The sequence below is a fragment of the Gordonia sp. NPDC003504 genome (genome assembly GCF_053587995.1).
The window spans coordinates 1-20,727 of record NZ_JBSFPC010000024.1; the positions used below are offsets into that span (position 1 = coordinate 1).

General features: G+C 67.3%; 20 protein-coding genes and 1 tRNA gene. 19 read left to right on the forward strand and 2 right to left on the reverse strand.

Annotated elements, in window-relative coordinates; all coding sequences use genetic code 11:
- Window positions 1-342: 342 nt before the first annotated feature.
- The 18 genes from ACWDPV_RS23620 to ACWDPV_RS23705 all read left to right on the forward strand — a co-directional run bounded on the left by ACWDPV_RS23620 (window position 343) and on the right by ACWDPV_RS23705 (window position 18,604).
- Window positions 343-2,376, forward strand: coding sequence for an HAD-IIA family hydrolase (locus ACWDPV_RS23620; protein WP_449744917.1), 2,034 nt, complete (start codon window positions 343-345; stop codon window positions 2,374-2,376).
- A gap of 3 nt (window positions 2,377-2,379) precedes the next feature.
- A complete protein-coding gene (locus ACWDPV_RS23625; RefSeq protein WP_449744918.1) occupies window positions 2,380-2,658 on the forward strand; it encodes a hypothetical protein in 279 nt (92 codons plus the stop codon).
- Between the two features lie 11 nt (window positions 2,659-2,669).
- On the forward strand, window positions 2,670-3,593 hold the full coding sequence (locus ACWDPV_RS23630; RefSeq protein ID WP_449744919.1) for a TlyA family RNA methyltransferase: 924 nt from the start codon (window positions 2,670-2,672) through the stop codon (window positions 3,591-3,593).
- Between the two features lie 42 nt (window positions 3,594-3,635).
- Complete coding sequence (locus tag ACWDPV_RS23635; RefSeq protein ID WP_449744920.1) at window positions 3,636-4,679, forward strand: NAD kinase; 1,044 nt, start codon at window positions 3,636-3,638, stop codon at window positions 4,677-4,679.
- Window positions 4,680-6,425, forward strand: a complete 1,746-nt coding sequence (gene recN / locus ACWDPV_RS23640) for a DNA repair protein RecN (protein WP_449744921.1) — start codon at window positions 4,680-4,682, stop codon at window positions 6,423-6,425. It abuts the gene before it with no gap.
- 95 nt (window positions 6,426-6,520) lie between these two features.
- A complete protein-coding gene (steA, locus tag ACWDPV_RS23645) occupies window positions 6,521-7,708 on the forward strand; it encodes a putative cytokinetic ring protein SteA (protein ID WP_348805943.1) in 1,188 nt (395 codons plus the stop codon).
- 3 nt (window positions 7,709-7,711) lie between these two features.
- Window positions 7,712-8,656 carry a copper transporter gene (locus tag ACWDPV_RS23650; RefSeq protein ID WP_449744922.1) on the forward strand — a complete coding sequence of 315 codons (945 nt, stop codon included), beginning with the start codon at window positions 7,712-7,714 and terminating at the stop codon, window positions 8,654-8,656.
- 157 nt (window positions 8,657-8,813) lie between these two features.
- Window positions 8,814-10,583: a CTP synthase gene (locus tag ACWDPV_RS23655; protein ID WP_449744923.1), complete on the forward strand. Its 1,770-nt coding sequence runs from the start codon at window positions 8,814-8,816 to the stop codon at window positions 10,581-10,583.
- Window positions 10,580-11,227: an NUDIX domain-containing protein gene (locus ACWDPV_RS23660; protein ID WP_449744924.1), complete on the forward strand. Its 648-nt coding sequence runs from the start codon at window positions 10,580-10,582 to the stop codon at window positions 11,225-11,227. Before ACWDPV_RS23655 ends, ACWDPV_RS23660 begins: the two co-directional genes overlap by 4 nt.
- Before the next feature lie 25 nt (window positions 11,228-11,252).
- On the forward strand, window positions 11,253-12,182 hold the full coding sequence (gene xerD / locus ACWDPV_RS23665) for a site-specific tyrosine recombinase XerD (protein ID WP_449744925.1): 930 nt from the start codon (window positions 11,253-11,255) through the stop codon (window positions 12,180-12,182).
- Between the two features lie 139 nt (window positions 12,183-12,321).
- The gene (locus tag ACWDPV_RS23670) at window positions 12,322-13,287 is read left to right on the forward strand and encodes a ParA family protein (RefSeq protein WP_449744926.1); all 966 of its coding nucleotides are present in this window, start codon (window positions 12,322-12,324) and stop codon (window positions 13,285-13,287) included.
- Window positions 13,284-14,171, forward strand: coding sequence for a segregation and condensation protein A (locus ACWDPV_RS23675; protein ID WP_449744927.1), 888 nt, complete (start codon window positions 13,284-13,286; stop codon window positions 14,169-14,171). The genes ACWDPV_RS23670 and ACWDPV_RS23675 overlap by 4 nt, the downstream gene beginning before the upstream one ends.
- The gene (gene scpB, locus ACWDPV_RS23680) at window positions 14,168-14,971 is read left to right on the forward strand and encodes an SMC-Scp complex subunit ScpB (RefSeq protein ID WP_449744928.1); all 804 of its coding nucleotides are present in this window, start codon (window positions 14,168-14,170) and stop codon (window positions 14,969-14,971) included. Before ACWDPV_RS23675 ends, scpB begins: the two co-directional genes overlap by 4 nt.
- 3 nt (window positions 14,972-14,974) lie before the next feature.
- Complete coding sequence (locus ACWDPV_RS23685) at window positions 14,975-15,964, forward strand: pseudouridine synthase (protein ID WP_449744929.1); 990 nt, start codon at window positions 14,975-14,977, stop codon at window positions 15,962-15,964.
- Complete coding sequence (cmk, locus tag ACWDPV_RS23690; protein ID WP_449744930.1) at window positions 15,961-16,644, forward strand: (d)CMP kinase; 684 nt, start codon at window positions 15,961-15,963, stop codon at window positions 16,642-16,644. The genes ACWDPV_RS23685 and cmk overlap by 4 nt, the downstream gene beginning before the upstream one ends.
- Before the next feature lie 8 nt (window positions 16,645-16,652).
- Window positions 16,653-18,107, forward strand: a complete 1,455-nt coding sequence (gene der, locus ACWDPV_RS23695) for a ribosome biogenesis GTPase Der (protein ID WP_449744944.1) — start codon at window positions 16,653-16,655, stop codon at window positions 18,105-18,107.
- 107 nt (window positions 18,108-18,214) lie between these two features.
- Complete coding sequence (locus tag ACWDPV_RS23700) at window positions 18,215-18,454, forward strand: GlsB/YeaQ/YmgE family stress response membrane protein (protein WP_449744945.1); 240 nt, start codon at window positions 18,215-18,217, stop codon at window positions 18,452-18,454.
- Between the two features lie 76 nt (window positions 18,455-18,530).
- A tRNA-Pro gene (locus ACWDPV_RS23705) sits at window positions 18,531-18,604 on the forward strand.
- Window positions 18,605-18,682: 78 nt separating this feature from the next.
- On the opposite strand, the gene ACWDPV_RS23710 is transcribed toward ACWDPV_RS23705, so the two are convergent.
- Both ACWDPV_RS23710 and ACWDPV_RS23715 read right to left on the reverse strand, forming a co-directional pair.
- Window positions 18,683-19,822, reverse strand: a complete 1,140-nt coding sequence (locus ACWDPV_RS23710; RefSeq protein ID WP_449744946.1) for a tyrosine-type recombinase/integrase — start codon at window positions 19,820-19,822, stop codon at window positions 18,683-18,685.
- Entirely contained in the window at window positions 19,819-20,403 is a 585-nt protein-coding gene (locus ACWDPV_RS23715) for a hypothetical protein (protein ID WP_449744931.1), read from the reverse strand. The genes ACWDPV_RS23710 and ACWDPV_RS23715 overlap by 4 nt, the downstream gene beginning before the upstream one ends.
- A gap of 118 nt (window positions 20,404-20,521) precedes the next feature.
- Between ACWDPV_RS23715 and ACWDPV_RS23720 the strand changes: the two genes are divergently transcribed.
- A complete protein-coding gene (locus tag ACWDPV_RS23720; RefSeq protein WP_449744932.1) occupies window positions 20,522-20,713 on the forward strand; it encodes a helix-turn-helix domain-containing protein in 192 nt (63 codons plus the stop codon).
- Window positions 20,714-20,727 lie beyond the last annotated feature (14 nt).

A 20,727-nucleotide genomic window follows, 5' to 3' on the forward strand; every position in this document is an offset into this window, starting at 1 on the left:
GAAGCTAAGCCCACCAGCGCCAATGGTACTGCACTCTGATCGGTGTGGGAGAGTAGGACACCGCCGAACTATCATTCCGGGATGCCCCGCAACACACACGTGTTGTGGGGCATCACCGCATTCCCCACCCCCCCCTTCCTCTTGTTGTTCGGGAAGGTTCCCGCGGCACTTCCACGGTGCCTGCGGCACCCCACCCCGAATCCCGCAACACCCCACACGCTCACGCTGCCTCACCGGCCGCGTGAACACACACGCACCACGCCGACGAACATCACCCGCGCCGGCGTCGACGATGCGGGGTCGGGTCCGCCGTGCGCGGGCCCAGGGCATAGATTGGCTTCCATGACTGACCGTGATCGCAATCGCGGCCGCCGCCCGCAACGTCAGGGTGGCTCCCCGCAACGCTCGGTGCCGTCGGATCGTCCGGCGGAGCCGGCGATTCCCGACGAGGTGAGCGCTTCGGATCTCGACTCCGAGACTCGGCGTGATCTGCTGACGCTCGACAAGTCGAATGCGGAGGCCGTTGCCCGTCACCTGGTGATGGTGGCCGACCTTCTCTACGAGGACCCGGCGCTTGCGCTCGAGCATGCGCGAGCGGCTCGTCGTCGTGCGACGCGGGTGGGTGTGGTGCGCGAAACCGCGGGCATCGCGGCGTACAACGCGGGCGAATGGCAGGAGGCGATCTCAGAGCTGCGGGCAGCTCGTCGGATCACCGGAAGCTCGTCGCTGCTGCCGCTGATCGCGGACGCGGAGCGAGGCCTGGGACGGCCGGAGCGTGCGATCGAGATCGCACGGAGTGACGAGGGACGCGCGCTGGCCGGAGACGAGGCGACCGAGTTGCGCATCGTCGAGGCCGGCGCCCGAACCGATATGGGCGAGCCCGAGAAGGCGTTGGTCACCTTGCAGTTGGAGGACCTTAGCCCGGGCCGTACCGGCACGGCAGCGGCGCGCGTCTTCTATGCGTACGCGTCGGCGCTCGAGGCCGCCGGACGGATCGACGATGCGATGACGTGGTTCATGAACGCATCTGCCGCCGACATCGACGACGCCACCGACGCCGAGTTCCGGCTGATGGAGTTGTCGGTGGGTGGGGAGCCCGCCGAGGCGGCACCCGACCAGACGGCTCTCGACAGCCCGGCGCTCGACGAACCGGTCCCTGACAGGGGTGACGAGTCGGCCCCTGACGAGTCCTCCGGTGATGGCGCGCCGTTGGCGGCAACCAAGGCCCCCGAGGCCGAGGAGGCCGAGGAGGCCGACGATGAAGTGGCTGCACCCGCAGTCCCCGAGATCGCAGTTCCCGAGGTCGCAGTTCCGGAGGTCACAGAGCCGGAGGTCGAGGCTCTGACCTCAGATCCGGTGCGGGTGTTGACCGATGTCTATGACGCACTGCTCCTCGACCTCGACGGCACCGTTTTCGCCGGGCACCGGCCGGTGGCCGGCGCCGTCGACACCCTCCGACAGGTCGATCGCACAACGATCTTCGTGACCAACAATGCGAGCCGTCGGCCCACGGAGGTCGCCGAGCACCTGGTGGGCATGGGATTCGACGCGACGCCCGATCAGGTGGTGACGAGTGCGCAGTCGGCGGCTCGCCTGCTGTCCGAACACCTCGAACCGGGCACTCGTGCCCTTGTCCTCGGCACGGACGGGTTGGCGCAGGAGGTCCGCGAAGTCGGCATCGCGGTGACACGCAGCGCGGACGACCGGCCATTGGCCGTGATCCAGGGATACTCACCGGACACGTCCTGGGCGACGCTCTCGGAAGCGGCGCTCGCGATTCGGGCAGGTGCGCTGTGGATCGCGACCAACGTCGACGCGACGCTGCCCTCCGAGCGGGGGTTGCTCGTCGGGAACGGTTCTCTGGTGGCTGCGGTCGCGAATGCGACCGGGCAGGAGCCGCTGGTCGCGGGCAAACCGGCGGCACCGCTGATGGCCGACGCAATCACACGCAGCGCGGCGGACAAGCCTCTGGTGATCGGCGATCGCCTGGACACCGACATCCAGGGTGCGCATTCGGTGGGTCTGGACAGTTTGCTGGTCCTCACGGGTGTGAGTACCCCGACCGATCTGCTCTCCGCGCCTCCGCAGCAACGACCGACCTACGTCGCCGCCGACCTGTCGGGCGTCCTCGACGCGGTCGACACCGTGCGCATCTCCGCCAAGGACGCCTGGCGCGTCGCCCGCGACGGCAACACGGTGTCGGTCTCACCGACCACCGACGCCCCGGACTTCGGCGCATTGCTGCCGGCTCTTGCTGCGCAGGTGTGGGAATGGGCCGACGCGGACGAGGTCGATCTCACCGAACTGGTCGTCACCGCGACGTCGGATGCAGTGCGCACGGTATTGGCCGAACTCGACCTCGCTCGCGAGGCGTAGATCGTGACCGCACCGCACGATGGCCCAGTCACCGGACCGAGGCCGGGCTCGCGGCACCTGATGCCCGGGGCCGCGGCGTCGCCCGGCCACGGCCCTGACGTCGACCCGGCTCTCGCCGACGTCGTCACCGAGCAGCTCCACGATCTGCTCGGCCAGGTCGACGACATCCGCGAGCAGACCGGTGACTCCTTCGACCTCGTCGCACTGGCCCGGCAGACGAAACTGCTCGAACAGGCTCATGAGGTGTTGACGTCGGCGTTGTCCGAGGTCGATCACCGGTGAGGTGTGACTGAGTGGCGGCACGGGCGCGTCTGGACGCCGAACTGGTTCGTCGTGGGTTGGCCCGCTCTCGTGAGCAGGCCCGTGACCTCGTCGAGCAACGAGTCGTCAAGGTCAACGGCACGATCGCGACCAAACCGTCGACGAATGTCGGCAGGGACACTCCCATCGTGCTGGTGGACGATTCCGCTCGCGACGATTGGGCCTCGCGCGGGGCGCACAAACTGCTCGGTGCACTCGAGGCGTTCGAACCTCAGGGGTTGTCCGTGACGGGTCGCCGGTGCCTCGACGCCGGTGCGTCGACCGGCGGCTTCACCGACGTCTTGCTACGGCGGGGTGCCCGCGAGGTCGTCGCCGTCGACGTCGGCTACGGACAACTGATCTGGCGTCTACAGAACGACGACCGGGTGGACATCCACGATCGGACCAACGTTCGTCACCTGTCCGCGGCGGACATCGGCGGTCCCGTCGACGTCGTCGTCGCCGACCTGTCGTTCATCTCGTTGTCGTTGGTGTTGCCGGCATTCGTGGCCTGCACCGCGCCTGGCGCCGATCTCGTGCCAATGGTCAAACCACAGTTCGAGGTGGGTAAGGATCGCGTGGGATCCGGTGGTGTGGTGCGCGATCCGGAACTACGCGTCGCGGCCGTTGCCAAGGTCGTCGCCGAGGCCCACCGACTCGGACTGACGCTGCGCGCGGTGACCGCGAGTCCGCTTCCGGGGCCGTCGGGCAACGTCGAGTACTTCCTCTGGTTGCGGCGAGGGGCGGAGGCGGAGTCGGGAAGCGACGTGTCAGACGGTCGGGATAGGGTCGGTAACCGTGTCGAATCGAACGCGGGTGAGGACACCGCGACCACCGGCGACGTCGACGGTGAGGCCGCGGTCGATGACGACCTCCTGCAGATGATTCGCCGGGCCGTCGAGGAGGGGCCGCGCTGATCGGCAAAGCCCATCGGCGCGTCCCAACTGCCAGACACCCCAATGCGTGAAACGAAGGGATACCAGGTGGTCAACGCTTCGGACGCCGGCCGGGAATTCCTGGTCGTCGCCCATACCGGCCGCGACGTCGTGACCGACACCATGATGTCGATCGCGCGGCACTGTGCCGCGGCCGGAGTGGCGCTGCGCGTGGTGGACCATGACACCCGGGTCGATCCGGATCCGGCGAGCGAGGCACGTGCCTACCCCCAGTCGGTGGCCGATGCGCACTCGATTCCCCGTCCCGAGCGCAATCCACTCGATCCCGACCGGCTGCGTGAGACCGGCGCCCGGGTCGAGGTGACCGTCGGTGACCTCGAATCGGCGCAGGGCTGTGAGATCGTGATCGTTCTGGGCGGCGACGGGACATTTCTTCGCGCCGCCGAATTGGCTCATCCGGCAGGTGTTCCGGTGCTCGGAATCAATCTCGGCCACATCGGATTCCTGGCGGAGGCCGAGGCCAACCGGGTTGATGCGGTCATGCAGCAACTCGTGTCCGGCGACTACCGGGTGGAACCCCGCATGACCCTCGACATCACCGTGATCGATCCCGCTAGTCCCGACGAACCACCGCAGAAGAGTTGGGCGCTCAACGAGGTCGCAATCCTCAACAACACCAGCACCGGGGTTCTCGAACTCGTCACCGAGGTCGACGGACGGCCGGTGTCGGCGTTCGGTGCCGACGGGGTCCTGGTGTCCACACCCACCGGTTCGACGGCATACGCCTTCTCGGCCGGGGGACCGGTCATGTGGCCGGATCTCGAGGCGATCCTGGTGGTGCCGAGCAACGCACACGCCCTGTTCGCCCGCCCGATGGTGACCAGCCCACGGTCACGGATCGCCGTCGAGGTGGACAAGAACGGGCGGTCGGCGGTGGCGCTGTGCGACGGTCGGCGTCGTCTGCCGGTTCCGGCCGGTGCCCGCGTCGAGGTGGTGCGCAGCGAGCGATCGGTGCCGTGGGTGCGGATCGACTCCGATCCGTTCGCCGACCGGCTGGTACGCAAGTTCGACCTGCCGGTCACCGGCTGGCGGGGAAGGCAGATCTAGATGCTCGAGGAACTGTCCATCGCCGGCCTCGGCGTGATCGACGAGGCCGCGGCGCAACTGTCACCCGGATTCACCGCACTCACCGGTGAGACCGGAGCGGGCAAGACCATGATCGTCACCAGCCTCCGGTTGCTGTCCGGGGCGCGCGCCGACGCCGGCCGCGTCCGATCCGGAAGTGAGCGGGCCACCGTCGAAGGACGATTCCGGGTCACCGGTACCGACGGTGAACCCTCGGCCGAGATCGCCGAACTCCTCGAGTCCTCGGGCGCCGAACTCGACGACGACGGGACCGTCATCGCGATCCGCACGGTCAACGCCGACGGCCGATCCCGCGCCCATCTCGGTGGCCGCTCGGTGCCGGTCGGTGTTCTCGGGAAGCTGGTGAACTCCGTGCTGACCGTGCACGGGCAGAACGATCAGCTCCGACTGCTGCGCCCGGACCGGCAGCGCGCCGCGCTGGACACCTTCGCCGGGGCCAAGGCCCACAAGGCGCTGGCCGCCTACCGCAGCGCACGCACCGAGTGGATCGACATCCTCGACGAACTCGACGAACTGCGCGCCAATTCCCGCGACCTCGCCCAGGAAGCGGATCGTCTGCGCTTCGGCATCGACGAGATCGGTGCTGTCGACCCGCAACCCGGCGAGGACACCGATCTCGCCGAGACGATCCGTCGGCTCACCGACCTCGAGTCGATCCGGTCGGCCGCATCCGGATCCCACGAGATCATCTCCGGGGAGTCCGGATCGGTGATCGAGGGTCTCGGGCAGGCGCGGTCGATGCTCGAGTCGGCCGCCGACGACGAACTGCGACGCCTGGCCGGGCGAGTTGCCGAGGCCCTCACCGTGGTCACCGACATCGGCGAGGAACTCACCGACTTTCTCTCCGCGCTGCCCACCGACGCCGACGCCCTCGACAAGCTGCTCACCCGGCAGAGTGAACTGAAGGCGCTGGTCCGCAAGTACGCGCCGGACATCGACGGTGTGATCGAGTGGCATCGGCAGGCGCAGAAACGACTCGAACAGATCGACGACCCGCAGGGCAGCATCGACGATCTCGAACAACGCGCGGCCCAGGCGCGCACCGTGGTCGCCGACGCCGCGGGCAAACTGCACACCATCCGCGTCAAGGCGGCCTCGACGATGGCGACCAAGGTGTCGAAGGAACTGGCCGGTCTCGCGATGGGAGACTCGGTGCTCTCGGTCGCCGTTGTCCCGGAACCCGCCGAGGCCGACGGTCGTCTGGCCATCGACGTCGACGGCAGTGTCGCGCAGGCCGGTGCCGACGGTGCCGACCGTGTCGAGTTCGCGCTCGTACCGCACAAGGGTGCGCAGCCACTACCGATCGCCACCTCGGCGTCGGGCGGCGAACTGTCGCGAGTGATGCTGGCTCTCGAGGTGGTGCTGGCCGAACCGACCTCGGGATCGGTCATGGTTTTCGACGAGGTCGACGCCGGCGTGGGTGGTCGTGCCGCGGTGGAGATCGGCCGTCGACTGGCTCGGCTCGCGAAGGCGCATCAGGTCATCGTCGTCACCCATCTTCCGCAGGTCGCCGCGTTCGCCGACAACCACCTCGTGATCGGCAAGAAATCGACAAAGGGGGCCGTCACGAGCACGGTGCGTGTGCTCGACCGCACCGACCGGATTGCCGAGCTCGCCAGAATGCTTGCGGGACTGGGGGAATCCGACACCGGAAAGGCACATGCGGAGGAACTTCTGTCTACCGCTGAGGCGGAAAGAGACTCTTGAGGTCAACGGTCCTGTTGATTCTCATGTGACAAAAGTTGTAGAAGTTACGGCGCGCCTCCCATCGAAGGCGGATGTCGCGGTCAATCATGGCGTGCATGAAGATGCCTGCACTGCTCGCGCGGACCACACAAGAACTGCCTGGCGTGATCGGTATCGCCAGAATCGACAAGAACACCAAGAAACTCATCGAACGGGTCGGGCCCGGGGACATCGCGATCCTCGACGAGGTCGACCTCGATCGCGTCACCGCCGACGCGCTCGTGCAGGCCAATGTCGTCGCCGTCGTCAATGCGTCGCCGTCGATCTCCGGTCGTTATCCCAATCTCGGCCCCGAGGTGCTCGTCGCGTCCGGGATCGTCCTGCTCGACGACGTGGGGCCCGAGGTGTTCAAGAAGGTCAAGGACGGCGCCAAACTGCGGGTGCACGACGATCGTCTGCTGGTCGGCGAGCGGCGCCTCGCCCGCGGCACCACGTTGGAGGAGCCCGACGTCGCCGATATGATGATCGACGCCAAGACCGGTCTCGTCGATCATCTGGAAGCCTTCTCCGGCAACACCATCGAGTTCATCCGCAGCGAGTCGCCGTTGCTGATCGACGGAGTCGGCGTTCCCGATGTGGATGTGTCCTTCGCCGGCAAGCATGTCGTGATCGTCGCCGACGGACCCGATCGGGGCACCGAACTGCGAGCGCTCAAACCGTTCATCAAGGAGTACTCGCCGATCCTGGTCGGTGTGGGCGCCGGCGCCGACACCCTCGTCAAGGCCGGATACAAGCCCGCCGTCGTGGTGGGTGACCCCGAGGACATGAAGGTCGCCACGCTCAAGAGCGGTGCCCAGGTGGTGCTGCCGGCCGACACCGACGGACATGCACCCGGCCTCGAACGGATCCAGGATCTCGGTATCGGCGCGACCACCTTCCCGGCGGCGGGGTCGGCCGCCGATCTGGCCCTGCTGCTGTCGGACTTCCACGGCGCCGATCTCATCGTGACCGCAGGCTACGGCGGTTCCCTCGACGACTTCTTCGACCGTTCGCGTCGCGAGAGCACGCCGTCGACCTTCCTCACCCGGCTGAAGGTCGGTCCGAAGCTGGTGGACGCCAAGGCCGTTGCCACTCTCTATCGCAGCCGCGTCTCCGGCGCGGCGATCGCCTGCGTCATCCTGGCCGCGCTCATCGCCGTCATCGCAGCGGTCATGCTGTCCAATGCCGGCCCGGAGGTCATCGATTGGGTTGTGGCCCAGTGGAATCACCTGGTGGAGTGGGCACGGGGAGTCTGGAACCGGTAGCCGATGATCTCGATGCGTCAGCACGCCATCTCCTTGGTGGCGGTGTTCATGGCCCTGGCACTGGGACTGTTCCTCGGCTCGGGCTTCGTCGGTGATCGCGTGAACTCTCTGACCGGGACCAGTCGCGACCGCATCGGCGATCTCGAACAGCAACGCGACTCGCTCAACGACCAGGTCAACTCCGCCAACAGCTTTGACGCGGCGATCGCCGCCCGGCTCATCGCCGGTCAATTGCGCGGACAGGATGTCCTGGTGGTGACCACGCCGAACGCGGCGGACTCCGACGTGACAGCGGTGAAGGAGTGCATCGCCACCGCCGGCGGCACCTTCGCCGGGCAGATCGGTATGACCGACACCCTCATCCGTGATGAGAAGGCCGAGCAGGTCCGCACCATCGTCGACCAGACGATCCCGGCCGGGACGACCCTGCGTGCCGAACTCACCGATACCGGCGGACGGGTGGGTGATCTGCTCGGCAGTCTCGTCACCCACCGCTCGGGTCAGCAGGCGGCGTCGGCGTCGGATCGGCAGACCGGTCTGCAGACGCTGCGCGACGGTGGATTCATCACCTTTGCCGACAACGCCATCCGGCCGGCCGATCTCGTGGTGTTCGTCACCGGCGACGGGCTCCCGGAGAACTCCGGCGCGCAGGGCCAACTCACCGCCCGCCTGGCCGCCGCGATGAGTGCCCGGGCTCAGGGTGGCACGCTCGTCGGCCGTACCGGGTCGGCCACCGGGGTGTCACCCATCGCGGTGGTGCGCTCGGATCCGGCGCTGCGCAACGCCGTCTCCACCGTCGACAACGTGGACCAACAGACCGGTCTGATCACCACGATCCTGGTGCTCGACGAGGAAAGTCAGGGGCACACCGGCTCCTATGGCACCGGTCCGGGTGCCACCGCGATCACCGTGGGCGCCCAGCCCGTCGACGCCCCGCCCGGAACCTGATCGCCCCATCCTCAGCGCATGGCGCCTCGGTCGCGACACACCGATCGTGGTGGGCGCGTCGGTGTGGTGGCGGGCGGATGCGTTCGGTGGTGTTACCCTGGAGTCCCGTAGGTGAGCAGGCTTTCATGACCTGATCCGGCCGACGGGAGAACCACTGTTGCGACCACTGCGCCATGTGCATTCGGGCACCAAACACATTTTTGTCACCGGCGGCGTCGCGTCGTCGCTTGGGAAGGGCCTGACCGCATCGAGTCTGGGTCAGTTGCTGACCGCTCGCGGTCTCCGGGTCACGATGCAGAAACTCGACCCCTACCTGAACGTCGATCCGGGGACGATGAACCCGTTCCAGCACGGTGAGGTGTTCGTCACCGAGGACGGCGCGGAAACCGATCTCGACGTCGGTCACTACGAGCGGTTCCTGGACCGCAACCTCTCCCAGTCGGCGAATGTGACCACCGGGCAGGTGTATTCGACCGTCATCGCCAAGGAACGGCGAGGCGAGTACCTCGGCGAGACGGTTCAGGTCATCCCGCACATCACCGACGAACTCAAGGCGCGGGTCCTCGCGATGCGTGAGCCCGGCGACGACGGTGAGGCGCCCGACGTGGTGATCACCGAGATCGGCGGCACCGTCGGCGACATCGAATCACTGCCGTTCATCGAGGCCGCCCGGCAGATCCGGCACGACGTCGGACGCGACAACGTGTTCTTCCTGCACGTGTCGCTGGTGCCCTATCTCGCACCGTCGGGCGAACTGAAGACCAAGCCCACCCAGCATTCGGTGGCCGCGCTGCGCAACGTCGGTATCCAGCCCGACGCACTCATCCTGCGCTGCGACCGTGACGTGCCCGAGGCGCTGAAGAAGAAGATCGCGCTGATGTGCGACGTGGACATCGAAGGTGTGATCTCGACCCCCGACGCACCGTCGATCTACGACATCCCCAAGGTGCTGCACAGTGAGCAGCTCGACGCGTACGTCGTGCGCAAACTGGGTCTGCCGTTCCGCGACGTCGACTGGACCGTGTGGGGCGAACTGCTCAACCGGGTCCACGATCCGCGTGAGACGGTGCGAATTGCCCTGGTGGGCAAGTACGTCGACCTCCCGGACGCCTACCTGTCGGTCACCGAGGCGATCCGTGCGGGGGGCTTCGCGTGGCGCGCCCGCACCGAGATCAAGTGGGTCCCCTCCGACGAATGCGCCACCCTCGCCGGTGCGCAGGCCGCCCTCGGCGACGTCGACGGCATCCTCATCCCCGGTGGCTTCGGCATCCGCGGCATCGAGGGCAAGGTCGGGGCGATCGCCTATGCGCGCCGTCGCGGCATCCCGCTGCTAGGGCTGTGCCTGGGACTGCAGTGCATCGTCATCGAGGCGGCCCGCTCGGTCGGTCTAGAGGGGGCGAGTTCGGATGAATTCGATCCCGACACCCCGCATCCGGTGATCTCGACGATGGCCGATCAGCACGAGGTGGTCTCGGGTGAGGCCGACCTCGGCGGCACCATGCGTCTGGGCGCCTACCCGGCGGTGCTGCTGCCGGGGACGCAGGTCGCCGAGGCCTACGGGGCCACCGAGGTGTCCGAACGTCACCGTCATCGCTACGAGGTCAACAACTCCTACCGCGACAAGATCGCCGAATCCGGGCTGGTGTTCTCCGGGACGTCGCCGGACGGGCATCTCGTCGAGTTCGTTGAGTATCCGCGTGAGGTGCACCCGTTCCTGGTGGCCACGCAGGCACATCCCGAACTCAAGAGTCGACCCACCCGCCCGCACCCGCTGTTCCGGTCGTTCATCGATGCGGCCCTGAAATACAAAGCAGCCGAACGGCTTCCGGTGGAGATCGGCGAGTACGAGTCGCCGGCGCACTCCGCTGACGTCGCCTCCGAGGGCGTGGCGGCCGCCACCGGCTCCCATGGAGGCGACAGCGCTTGACCGAGGACAACACCGTCGACGCGGGAACACACCAGTTCACCGTCCGCGACAGCCGCACCGTCTACGACGGCGCGATCCTGACCCTGCGGGTCGACGACGTGGTCATGCCCGGTGGTCGGGTCGCCGAGCGGGAGATCGTCGAACACTACGGTGCGGTGGCCGTCGTCGCCCGGGATGACTCCGGTCGTATCGCGATGGTCCGTCAGTATCGGCACCCGATCGGTCACCGGCTTCTCGAACTGCCCGCGGGTTTGCTCGATCAGGGTGCGCAGGAGTCCCCGCTGGTCGCCGCGCAACGTGAGCTGGCCGAGGAGGCCGACCTGGCCGCCGGCCGCTGGCGAGTGCTGGTCGACCTGGACCTGTCACCGGGTTTCACCGACGAGGCGCTGCGTCTGTACCTCGCGGAGGGACTCACCGTCCTCGAGGCCGCCGACCGCGCCGACGAGGAGGCCGACATGTCGGTGGAGTGGGTGGCCATCGACGACGCCGTCCGCGGTGTGTTCGCGGGGGAGATCGTCAACGCCACGAGTGTGGCGGGCATCCTGGCGGTGGCCGCCGCCGATCGCGAGGACATCGCACTGCGGGACACCGGCGCGCCGTGGCGGGACGAACCGACCGCGCTGCGCAGTCGGCGGAGCCGATAGGAAGCGCATCGAGGGGAGTGGACGAGTGACCGGTGGGGTCGGGATCGACGACACCGTGGCGCGTTACCTCGATCATCTGACCGTCGAACGTGGCGTCGCGGCCAACACCCTGGCGTCCTATGGTCGCGACCTCGGTCGCTACCGCCGCTATCTGAGTGACCGTGGCATCGTCGATCTGGGCGAGGTGCGCGAGCAGGACGTCCAGGAGTTCCTGGTCGCACTGCGGCGCGGTGACGCGCAGGCGCACGATCAGCCGCTGGCGGAAAGCTCGGTGGCGCGAACCCTGGTGGCCACCAGGGGATTTCACAAGTTCGCCGCGGCCGAAGGGCTGGTGGACGAGGACGTCGCCCACGGGGTACGACCACCGAGCCCGGCCCGCCGACTGCCCAAGGCGTTGTCGGTGACCGACGTGGTGGCAATCCTTGACGCCGCGGGTGCCGCCGATCACCCTCGAGCGCTGCGTGATCGCGCATTGCTGGAACTGCTCTACAGTTGCGGCGCCCGCATCTCCGAGGCGACCGCGCTGGACGTCGATGACATCGACACCGACACCCGTGCGGTGCGTCTGAGCGGCAAGGGCGGCAAGGAACGGATGGTGCCGGTCGGCGGTCCGGCGATCGACGCGCTCGATGCCTACCTGGTCCGCGGACGTCCCGCGCTGGTCAGTCGATCCCAGCCCGCGCTGTTCCTCAACGCACGCGGCGGCCGGCTCACCCGGCAGGGCGCGTGGCAGGTTCTTGCGGCCGCCGCCGAGCGCGCCGGGCTCGACACCGCGGTCTCGCCGCACACCCTGCGGCACAGCTTCGCCACCCATCTGCTCGATGGGGGTGCCGACGTCCGGGTGGTGCAGGAACTCCTCGGCCACGCGTCGGTGACCACCACGCAGGTGTACACGCTGGTGACGGTCAACACGATGCGTGAGGTGTACGCCACCGCCCACCCGCGGGCGCGGTGAACCGATGTCCGGTGCGGTGGGCGGACATCGACCCGCCGCTCCACCGGCGATGCTCCGCGAGTTCATTCCGACGACACACTAGGCTTTGGTCAGGTCGCGTGATCCGGCCAGGCAGACGAGAGAAAGGGGCGAGTCAGCGGTGAGCCTCTCCAGCCCCCGGCGATTCCACGCCCACTTCGAGGATCAATACAGTCTCGAGGTACCCACGGGCCCCGGCGCCGAGGAGCCGGAGCACCCCGTGCCCCCACCGGCCTCGGAACAGGAGATCGGACCGACCGGCCGCCCCTACCGTCCGGTGCCCGAGCCGGCCCCCCTCGAGAAGCATGGACCGGCCACCGTCATCGCGGTCTGCAATCAGAAGGGCGGGGTTGGCAAGACCACGTCGACCATCAACCTCGGTGCCGCGCTGGCCGAGTACGGTCGGCGGGTACTTCTCGTCGATCTGGACCCGCAGGGTGCGCTGTCGGCAGGTCTGGGAGTTCCACACCACGAACTCGAGGAGACCGTCTACAACCTGCTGGTTCCCCCGCACGCCCCGACCGACGAGGTGCTGATGCGGACGCGCGTGGACGGACTCGATCTACTGCCGAGCAACATCGACCTGTCGGCCGCGGAGATCCAGCTGGTCACCGAGGTCGGCCGGGAACAGGCACTCGCACGGGCACTACACCCGGTGCTCGACCGCTACGACATCGTCCTGATCGACTGCCAGCCATCGCTGGGTTTGCTCACCGTCAACGCGCTGGCCTGCGCCGACACCGTGCTCATCCCGATGGAATGCGAGTACTTCAGCCTTCGTGGGCTGGCGTTGCTCACCGACACCATCGAGAAGGTGCACGATCGTCTCAATGTGCGCCTCGACGTCGGCGGAATCCTGGTGACCATGTTCGATGCCCGGACGCTGCATTCCCGTGAGGTGATGGCGCGGGTGGTCGAGGTGTTCGGAGAGAAGGTCTACGACACCGTCATCGCGCGGACCGTCCGGTTCCCCGAAACCAGCGTCGCCGGTGAGCCGATCACCTCATGGGCGCCGAAATCCTCTGGTGCGCAAGCTTATCGAGCACTGGCACGAGAGGTCATCGCACGTAACGTCAAGCAGGCATGATCGAGCCGGTCGCGATGGTCGGCGCTGCGGCCGACGGGGGCGCCGATCCCGACGGTGCGGCGCCGGCGGTGGCAGAGGGGGAGGCCGCCGCTCCGGAAACCGGTTTCCGGGTCCGACTGCGCAATTTCGAGGGCCCCTTCGATCTGCTGCTGAATCTGATCAGTCAGCATCGTCTCGACGTCACCGAGGTGGCGTTGCACGAGGTGACCGACGACTTCATCGCCTACACCCGGCAATTGGGTCCCGAACTCGGGCTGGAACAGACCACTGAGTTCCTGGTCGTGGCGGCCACCCTGCTCGATCTCAAGGCCGCCCGCCTGTTGCCGTCCGGCGAGGTCGACGATCCCGAGGATCTCGCGCTGCTCGAGGCCCGCGACCTGCTGTTCGCGCGACTGCTGCAATACCGGGCCTACAAGCAGGTCGCCGCGCTGTTCGGTGAACTCGAGGCCGCCGCCCTGCAGCGGTACCCGCGTGCGGTGTCGTTGGAGGAGCGCTACGCCGACCTGCTGCCCGAGGTGACCCTCGGGGTGGATGCGGCCGGGTTCGCCGAGGTCGCCGCGGCGGCGTTGCGACCGCGTCCGGTACCCACCGTCGGCCTCGACCATCTGCACGACGTCCACTCGGTGTCGGTGCCCGCCCAGGCCACCCGCATGGCCGGATTGCTCGCCGGGGCAGCCGAATCGGGGCTGACGTTTCGGGAGCTGACCGCGGACTGCGGCAGCGGTCTGGAGGTGGTCGGCAGTTTCCTCGCCCTGCTCGAACTGTTCCGGGAACGCGCCATCACCTTCGATCAGCCCGAGGCGCTGGGTGATCTGCGGGTGATCTGGTCGGGTGAACGTGACCTGCACGACCTGAGTTTCGAGAGGGCGGAGGACTACGGATGACCGATGGTGATGTCGCGGGTGAGATCGGGCCGGGAATCGTCGAGCCCGAGGTTTCCGAGCACGAGGTTTCCGAGCCCGGGGCCGTCGAGGCCGGCCAGACCGAACTCGACGTCATCGAGGGTGAGGGCGAGGCCGCCCTTGACGACGACACCCTGCGTGCCGCGCTGGAAGCGTTGCTGCTGGTCATCGACACACCGGTGACCACCGACGAATTGGCCTCGGCGCTCGGCGCCTCATCCGCCCGGGTCCGCGAGCAACTGAACCGGATGTCCGCGGAGTTGACCGAGCGTCGCAGCGGGATCGATCTGCGTTTCGCCGGTGACGGTTGGCGGTTCTACACGCGCACCGATTTTGCCCCCTACGTCGAACGACTCCTGCTCGACGGGGCCCGATCCAAGCTCACGCGTGCGGCGTTGGAGACGCTCGCGGTGATCGCCTATCGGCAGCCCGTGTCGCGGGCCCGGGTCAGCGCCATCCGCGGGGTGAACGTCGACGGTGTGATCCGCACCTTGGTGGCCCGCGGCCTGATCAACGAGGTCGGCACCGATCCGCAGACGACGGCCACCACGTACGGCACCACCGAGTTGTTCCTCGAGCGACTCGGGTTGGCGTCGCTGTCGGAGCTGCCCGATCTGGCGCCGCTGCTGCCCGACGTCGACCTGATCGACGATCTCGACGAGGAACTCAACTCCGACCCCCGATTCGCCAAACTGGCGGGCAAGGCGTCAGACTCAGAGGGGGCCGTCGACGATGCGTCGTCCCCGGACCCCGTCGCAGATTCCCCCGACACTCAGGACTGAGAAATGGCAACCGCTGGCCGAGATGGCACACCGGGACCGCGTAAGCGCACCTCCAAGGGTGCGGCGGCCGGTCGATCCGCATCGTCGAAACGGCGTGGAGGCTCACCGCCGCATGGCGGCGATCAGCCACATACCAAGAAGAAGCATCGCAAGGGTGGGTCGCAGCCCGACGTGAAGGCCGGCCGGATCCGCCTCAACAATGCGCGTCCGGCACGTCATCAAGGGGGCGACTCCGATGAGCACGGCGCGACGTATGTCGCCGACGGCGTGCGGTTGCAGAAGGTCCTCGCGCAGGCCGGGGTGGCGTCGCGTCGCGGTGCCGAAGAGATGATCGCCGCCGGCCGGGTCGAGGTCGACGGGCAGATCGTCACCGAGCAGGGACTGCGCATCGATCCCGACACCGCGGTGATCCGGGTCGACGGCGCGCGTGTCATCATCGACGAGACCCGGCAGTACCTCGCGCTCAACAAGCCCAAGGGCTGGCAGTCCACGATGGCCGACGATCAGGGCCGCCCGTGCATAGGCGACATCGTGGCCGAGCGGGTGATGGCCGGACAGCGGCTCTTCCACGTCGGCCGGCTCGACGCCGACACCGAGGGACTGCTGCTCCTGACCAACGACGGCGAACTCGCCCACCGGCTCATGCACCCGTCCTTCGAGGTACCCAAGACCTATCTCGCCACCGTGCGTGGTGAGGTGCCGCGAAATCTTGCACGGACGCTGCGCGACGGGGTGGAACTCGACGACGGGCCGGTGTCGGTGGACGGGTTCGTGATCCTCGGTGTCCACGAAGGGCAGTCCCAGGTGCGAATCACCTTGCACGAGGGGCGCAATCGCATCGTTCGTCGCATGATGGAGGCCGTCGGATTCCCGGTCCAGGCGCTCGTGCGTACCCACATCGGCAACGTCGCGCTCGGCGAACAGCGACCGGGCAGCCTTCGGGTTCTCGGTCGCGACGAGGTCGGCGCACTCTACAAGGCGGTCGGTCTGTGAGCGGGGGAGTGATCGCGATCGACGGCCCGGCCGGAACCGGAAAGTCGACGGTGTCGAAGTTGTTGGCCGACAAGGTCGGTGGCCATTACCTCGACACCGGGGCGATGTACCGTGCGGCGACGCTTGCGGTGCTGCGGTCGGGAATCGATCCCGCCGACACCGCCGCGGTGCAGGCGCGGGTTGCCGACGCCGAGATCGCCCTGCGTCGTGATGAGGGCGGACGCTCGCGAGTGTTCCTCGACGGCGAGGACGTCAGCGGACCGATCCGCGGCGACGACGTCACCAATGCGGTGTCGGCGGTGTCGGCCATTCCCGCGGTCCGTACGAAACTCGTTGGACTGCAACGACGTCAGGCACAGACCGACCTCGTTGTCGTCGAAGGTCGCGACATCGGGACGGTGGTGTTCCCGGACGCGTTCGTCAAGTTCTTCCTCACCGCCACACCTGAGGCCCGGGCTCAGCGTCGTCATCGGCAGAACCTGTCCGCCGGGCGACCCAGCGACCATGACGAGGTGCTGGCGGCGGTCAACCGCCGCGATCATCTCGACTCCACCCGGGCGGTATCGCCGTTGCGTCCCGCCGACGACGCGATCCTGGTGGACACCAGTGACATGACCCTCGACCAGGTCCTCGACCGACTCGTCGACCTGGTCCGCGCACGAAAGGCGGTGGCGTCGTGAGTGACTCCATGACCCCCGGTGATCCGACCGCGGGTTCCGACATCACCGCGCTTCCCGGTGACGGCATCTGGTCGGACGAAACCGATTGGGATCTCGGTGATCTCGAGGGATTCGATCCGGAAACCGGTGAGGTGGAGCGGGTTCCCGAGGTTGCCATCGTCGGCCGGCCGAATGTGGGCAAGTCCACCCTGGTCAACCGGATCCTGGGGCGTCGCGAGGCCGTCGTCGAGGACATTCCCGGCGTCACCCGCGACCGCGTGTCCTATGGCGCGTCCTGGTCGGGTCGCCGGTTCACCGTCGTCGACACCGGCGGGTGGGAACCCGACGCCAAGGGATTGCAGCAGGCCGTCGCGGCTCAGGCCGAACGTGCCATGGGGACTGCCGATCTCATCGTCGTGGTGGTGGATGCGACGGTCGGTGCGACGTCCACCGACGAGGCCGTCGCCAAGGTGCTGCGTCGCTCCAAGACCCCGGTCATCCTGGTGGCCAACAAGGTCGACAGCGAGCGGCTGGAGGCCGAGACGGCGTCGTTGTGGTCACTCGGACTGGGTGAACCGTTCCCGGTATCGGCGGCGCACGGTCGCGGCGCCGGGGATCTACTCGATGTGATCCTGGCGAAGCTGCCCGAGACCCCGCGGGAGACCGGGCCTTCCTTTGGCGGTCCCCGTCGTGTGGCTCTGGTCGGTAAGCCCAACGTCGGAAAGAGTTCACTGCTCAACAAGCTCGCCGGACAGGATCGGTCGGTCGTCGACAACGTCGCCGGAACCACCGTCGATCCGGTCGATGAACTCATCGAACTCGATGGCCGGACATGGCAATTCGTCGATACCGCAGGTCTGCGCCGTAAGGTGCGCACGGCCAGCGGTCACGAGTACTACGCCTCGTTGCGCACCCGGGCGGCACTCGACGCCGCCGAGGTGGCGATCCTGCTGATCGATGCCTCCGAACCGATCACCGAACAGGACCTGCGCGTGCTGTCGATGGTGATCGACTCGGGCCGGGCACTGGTGATCGCGTTCAACAAGTGGGATCTCGTCGACGAGGACCGTCGATACCAACTCGACAAGGAGATCGACCGCGAACTGGCTCGCGTGCCGTGGGCCCGTCGGGTGAACATCTCGGCGATGACCGGCCGTGCCGTCCAGAAGCTGGTTCCGGCGCTCGAAGGGGCACTGGAGTCGTGGGACAAACGCATCTCCACCGGGCCGCTGAACACGTGGCTCAAGGAGGTCGTCGCGGCCAATCCGCCACCCCTGCGTGGCGGCCGTCAGCCGCGGATCATGTTCGCCACCCAGGCGGCCGTCCGTCCGCCGACGGTGGTCCTGTTCACCACCGGGTTCCTCGAAGCCGGATATCGACGATTCCTGGAGCGGCGACTCCGGGAGCAGTTCAACTTCGACGGATCGCCGGTGCGGATCAACGTCCGTGTGCGCGAGAAGCGGGAGCAGCGGCGCCGACGCTGATCGGCTGTCCCGGGGTTGATCCCGTTGTCGGGTGCCGCGAAAGTCGGCAACGGCGGGGTGCGATACTTGTGCCCGTGTTCATCATCTTGGGGATCATCGTGTTCGGAATGGCCATCGGTGGAATTGCTCAGCTGATCGTCGGCGGCAAGAACATGTGGAACATCGACTGGGGTGTCGCACTGGCCACGGGCCTGGTCGGTTCGTTCGTGGGTGGCTTCCTCGGCAGCCTCATCTTCGAGCAGGACTTCGACCTGCATCCCAGCGGCTTCATCGGTTCGCTGATCGGCGCGATCATCGTGACCTTCGCATGGTCGTGGTTCGAGAAGAAGCCGTCGAAGTCGTCCTAAATTCATCTCTGACCAGGCGATTGGCATCGGGACCAGCCGGTCGGCTAATGTCATCTAGGCCTCGTTCGCGGGGCAACGGGCTGTGGCGCAGTTTGGTAGCGCACTTGACTGGGGGTCAAGTGGTCGCAGGTTCAAATCCTGTCAGCCCGACGCAGGTCAGAGGCCGTTTCCGAATCCCGGAAACGGCCTCTTTCGCGTTCTGACCCCAACAGTTGACCCCAACGGGATTCACTGACCCAGTGCTGACCCCAAAGTGGCTATCGCCGCACGCGCGGAATCGTCGGTCGTGTGCCCATAGACGTCGCCCGTAATCGCCACCGACGAGTGGCCCAGGATGTCGGCCACCGCCTTGATGTTCACCCCGCCCTCGAGCAGCGCGACCGCCGCCGAATGACGCAGCGTATGCGCACCGACGTCCTCGAGCTTCGCTGCCTTCGCCGCGACCTCGACCACGCGCAGCATGTTCCGCGGGTCGACCATCGTCCCGAACTCCGTGGTGAAGACCATCCCGGTCTGCACCCACTGGTCACCAGCCGCCAGACGCTCGGTTTTCTGCTTCGTGCGATGTGTGCGCAACTCGGCCACCACGTTGGGCAGCAGCGGCACACGCCGCCTCGAGCGTGTCGTCTTCGGCTCGGTCAGCACCAACTCGCCGCCGACCCGCGACAGCGTGTGACGTACCGTCAGCTCGCCCTTGTCCAGGTCGACGTCCGACCACGCCAGACCCGCGACCTCTCCACGACGCAGGCCCGTCGTCGCCATCACCAACACCCCGAGGAAGTACCGCGACGACCGCGCCGCGTCGAGCAGACGCCGAACCTCATCGGTCGACAGGTGCCGAGCCTCCGCGCGGGTCACCTTCGGCCGACGCACCTTCGCTGCCGGATTCGTGCCGAGCAGGCCGTCGCGCACCGCAATGTCCAGAGCAGCCCGCAGCACCGTGTACACCTGACGGACCGTCGACTCCGATAGCCCGTCCTTGCGGAGATTCACCACCATCGCTTCGACATCGGACGGCTTCAGCTTGTCGAGCCGCTTGCGTCCGATAGGGGAGCCCTCGAGATGCGTCCTCGACATCGAGGAGTAGAGCGCCTTCGTGGTCGCTCGCCGGTCCGACGCCTCGAGCGCCGTCGTCCGCCACGTCTTCAGCCACTGGCCCAGCGTGAGTGCCGCATCCTTCGCTGGCTGCCCGTCCTCGATGCGGTCGACGACATCCTTCAGCTTCGACCGACACGCGGTCGCCGTCGCCGCATACACGCTCACCCGCTTGCGCGTCTCGGTCACGGGGTCGATGTAGGAGAGACGTCCTTCCCAGCGACCATCGGGCCGCTGACGCACCGTACCCTCGCCATTGCTTCTCTTGCTCATTTGCGTCGCCCTTCTTCGGCGGTGAGGAACCCGGCCTCGACCGCCTGCTTCTTGTACCGCTGCACCGTTGCGCGCGACTTCCCGAAGACCGCCATCAGTGCCTCTTCCTGGCCGTTCTTCGGCGCGTTTTTCCATGTGTCGGCGACCAACTCCAGGTCGACCATGTTGCGCGGTGACCGGTTGCGCCGCTTGGACAGTGCGCGTTCAGCCGCGCGCCGATTACTGGCCCCGAACTTCGTGTCCTCGCCCGGTCCGTGTCCGCGCATCCACTGGCCTGGTGCGTCCGGGTTGCGCCGATAGGCAACCGCCTGGACGACCGTCACCAGCAGGTCATCGAGACGGATGATGCGCATGTCCCGCGCCCTCACAGGAGCATCATCCTTGGCAGTAACAGAAACCTTGGTACACAACGGGATTCCATCTCTCACTCCGAACTCGAAGTGGAACGAGGGCTGCTCCGGACCGCCCGGATGTGAGTAGCTGAACACGGCCGGCACCCCACGATCGCCGCCGATGTCGACGATGTCCGCCCACGGGTCCCACTCAATCAGCCCGCCGTCGCCTGTCTCTCGCTGATGCACGTCTCAAACTTTCGGTCGCCTTAATGACACAAGAATCGATTGCTATGAGACATCACTAGGGGCAATCTGTCAATCACCGGCACACGCCGGGGGACCACAGACAGACAGGAGCGACCAGGTGGAACAAGTGCTCGTGCCCATCGAGGGCACGCAGGAGCAGCTCGGCGGCATCGGCCGCTCGACGGTCTACAAGCTCGTGAACGAGGGGAAGCTGCGCAAGGTCAACATTGGCCGGCGTGGGTTCATTACCGCTGACAGCATCCGCAGCTACGTCGACAGTCTCACCCACGAGATGGGGGAGTCCGCCTGATATGACCACAGAAA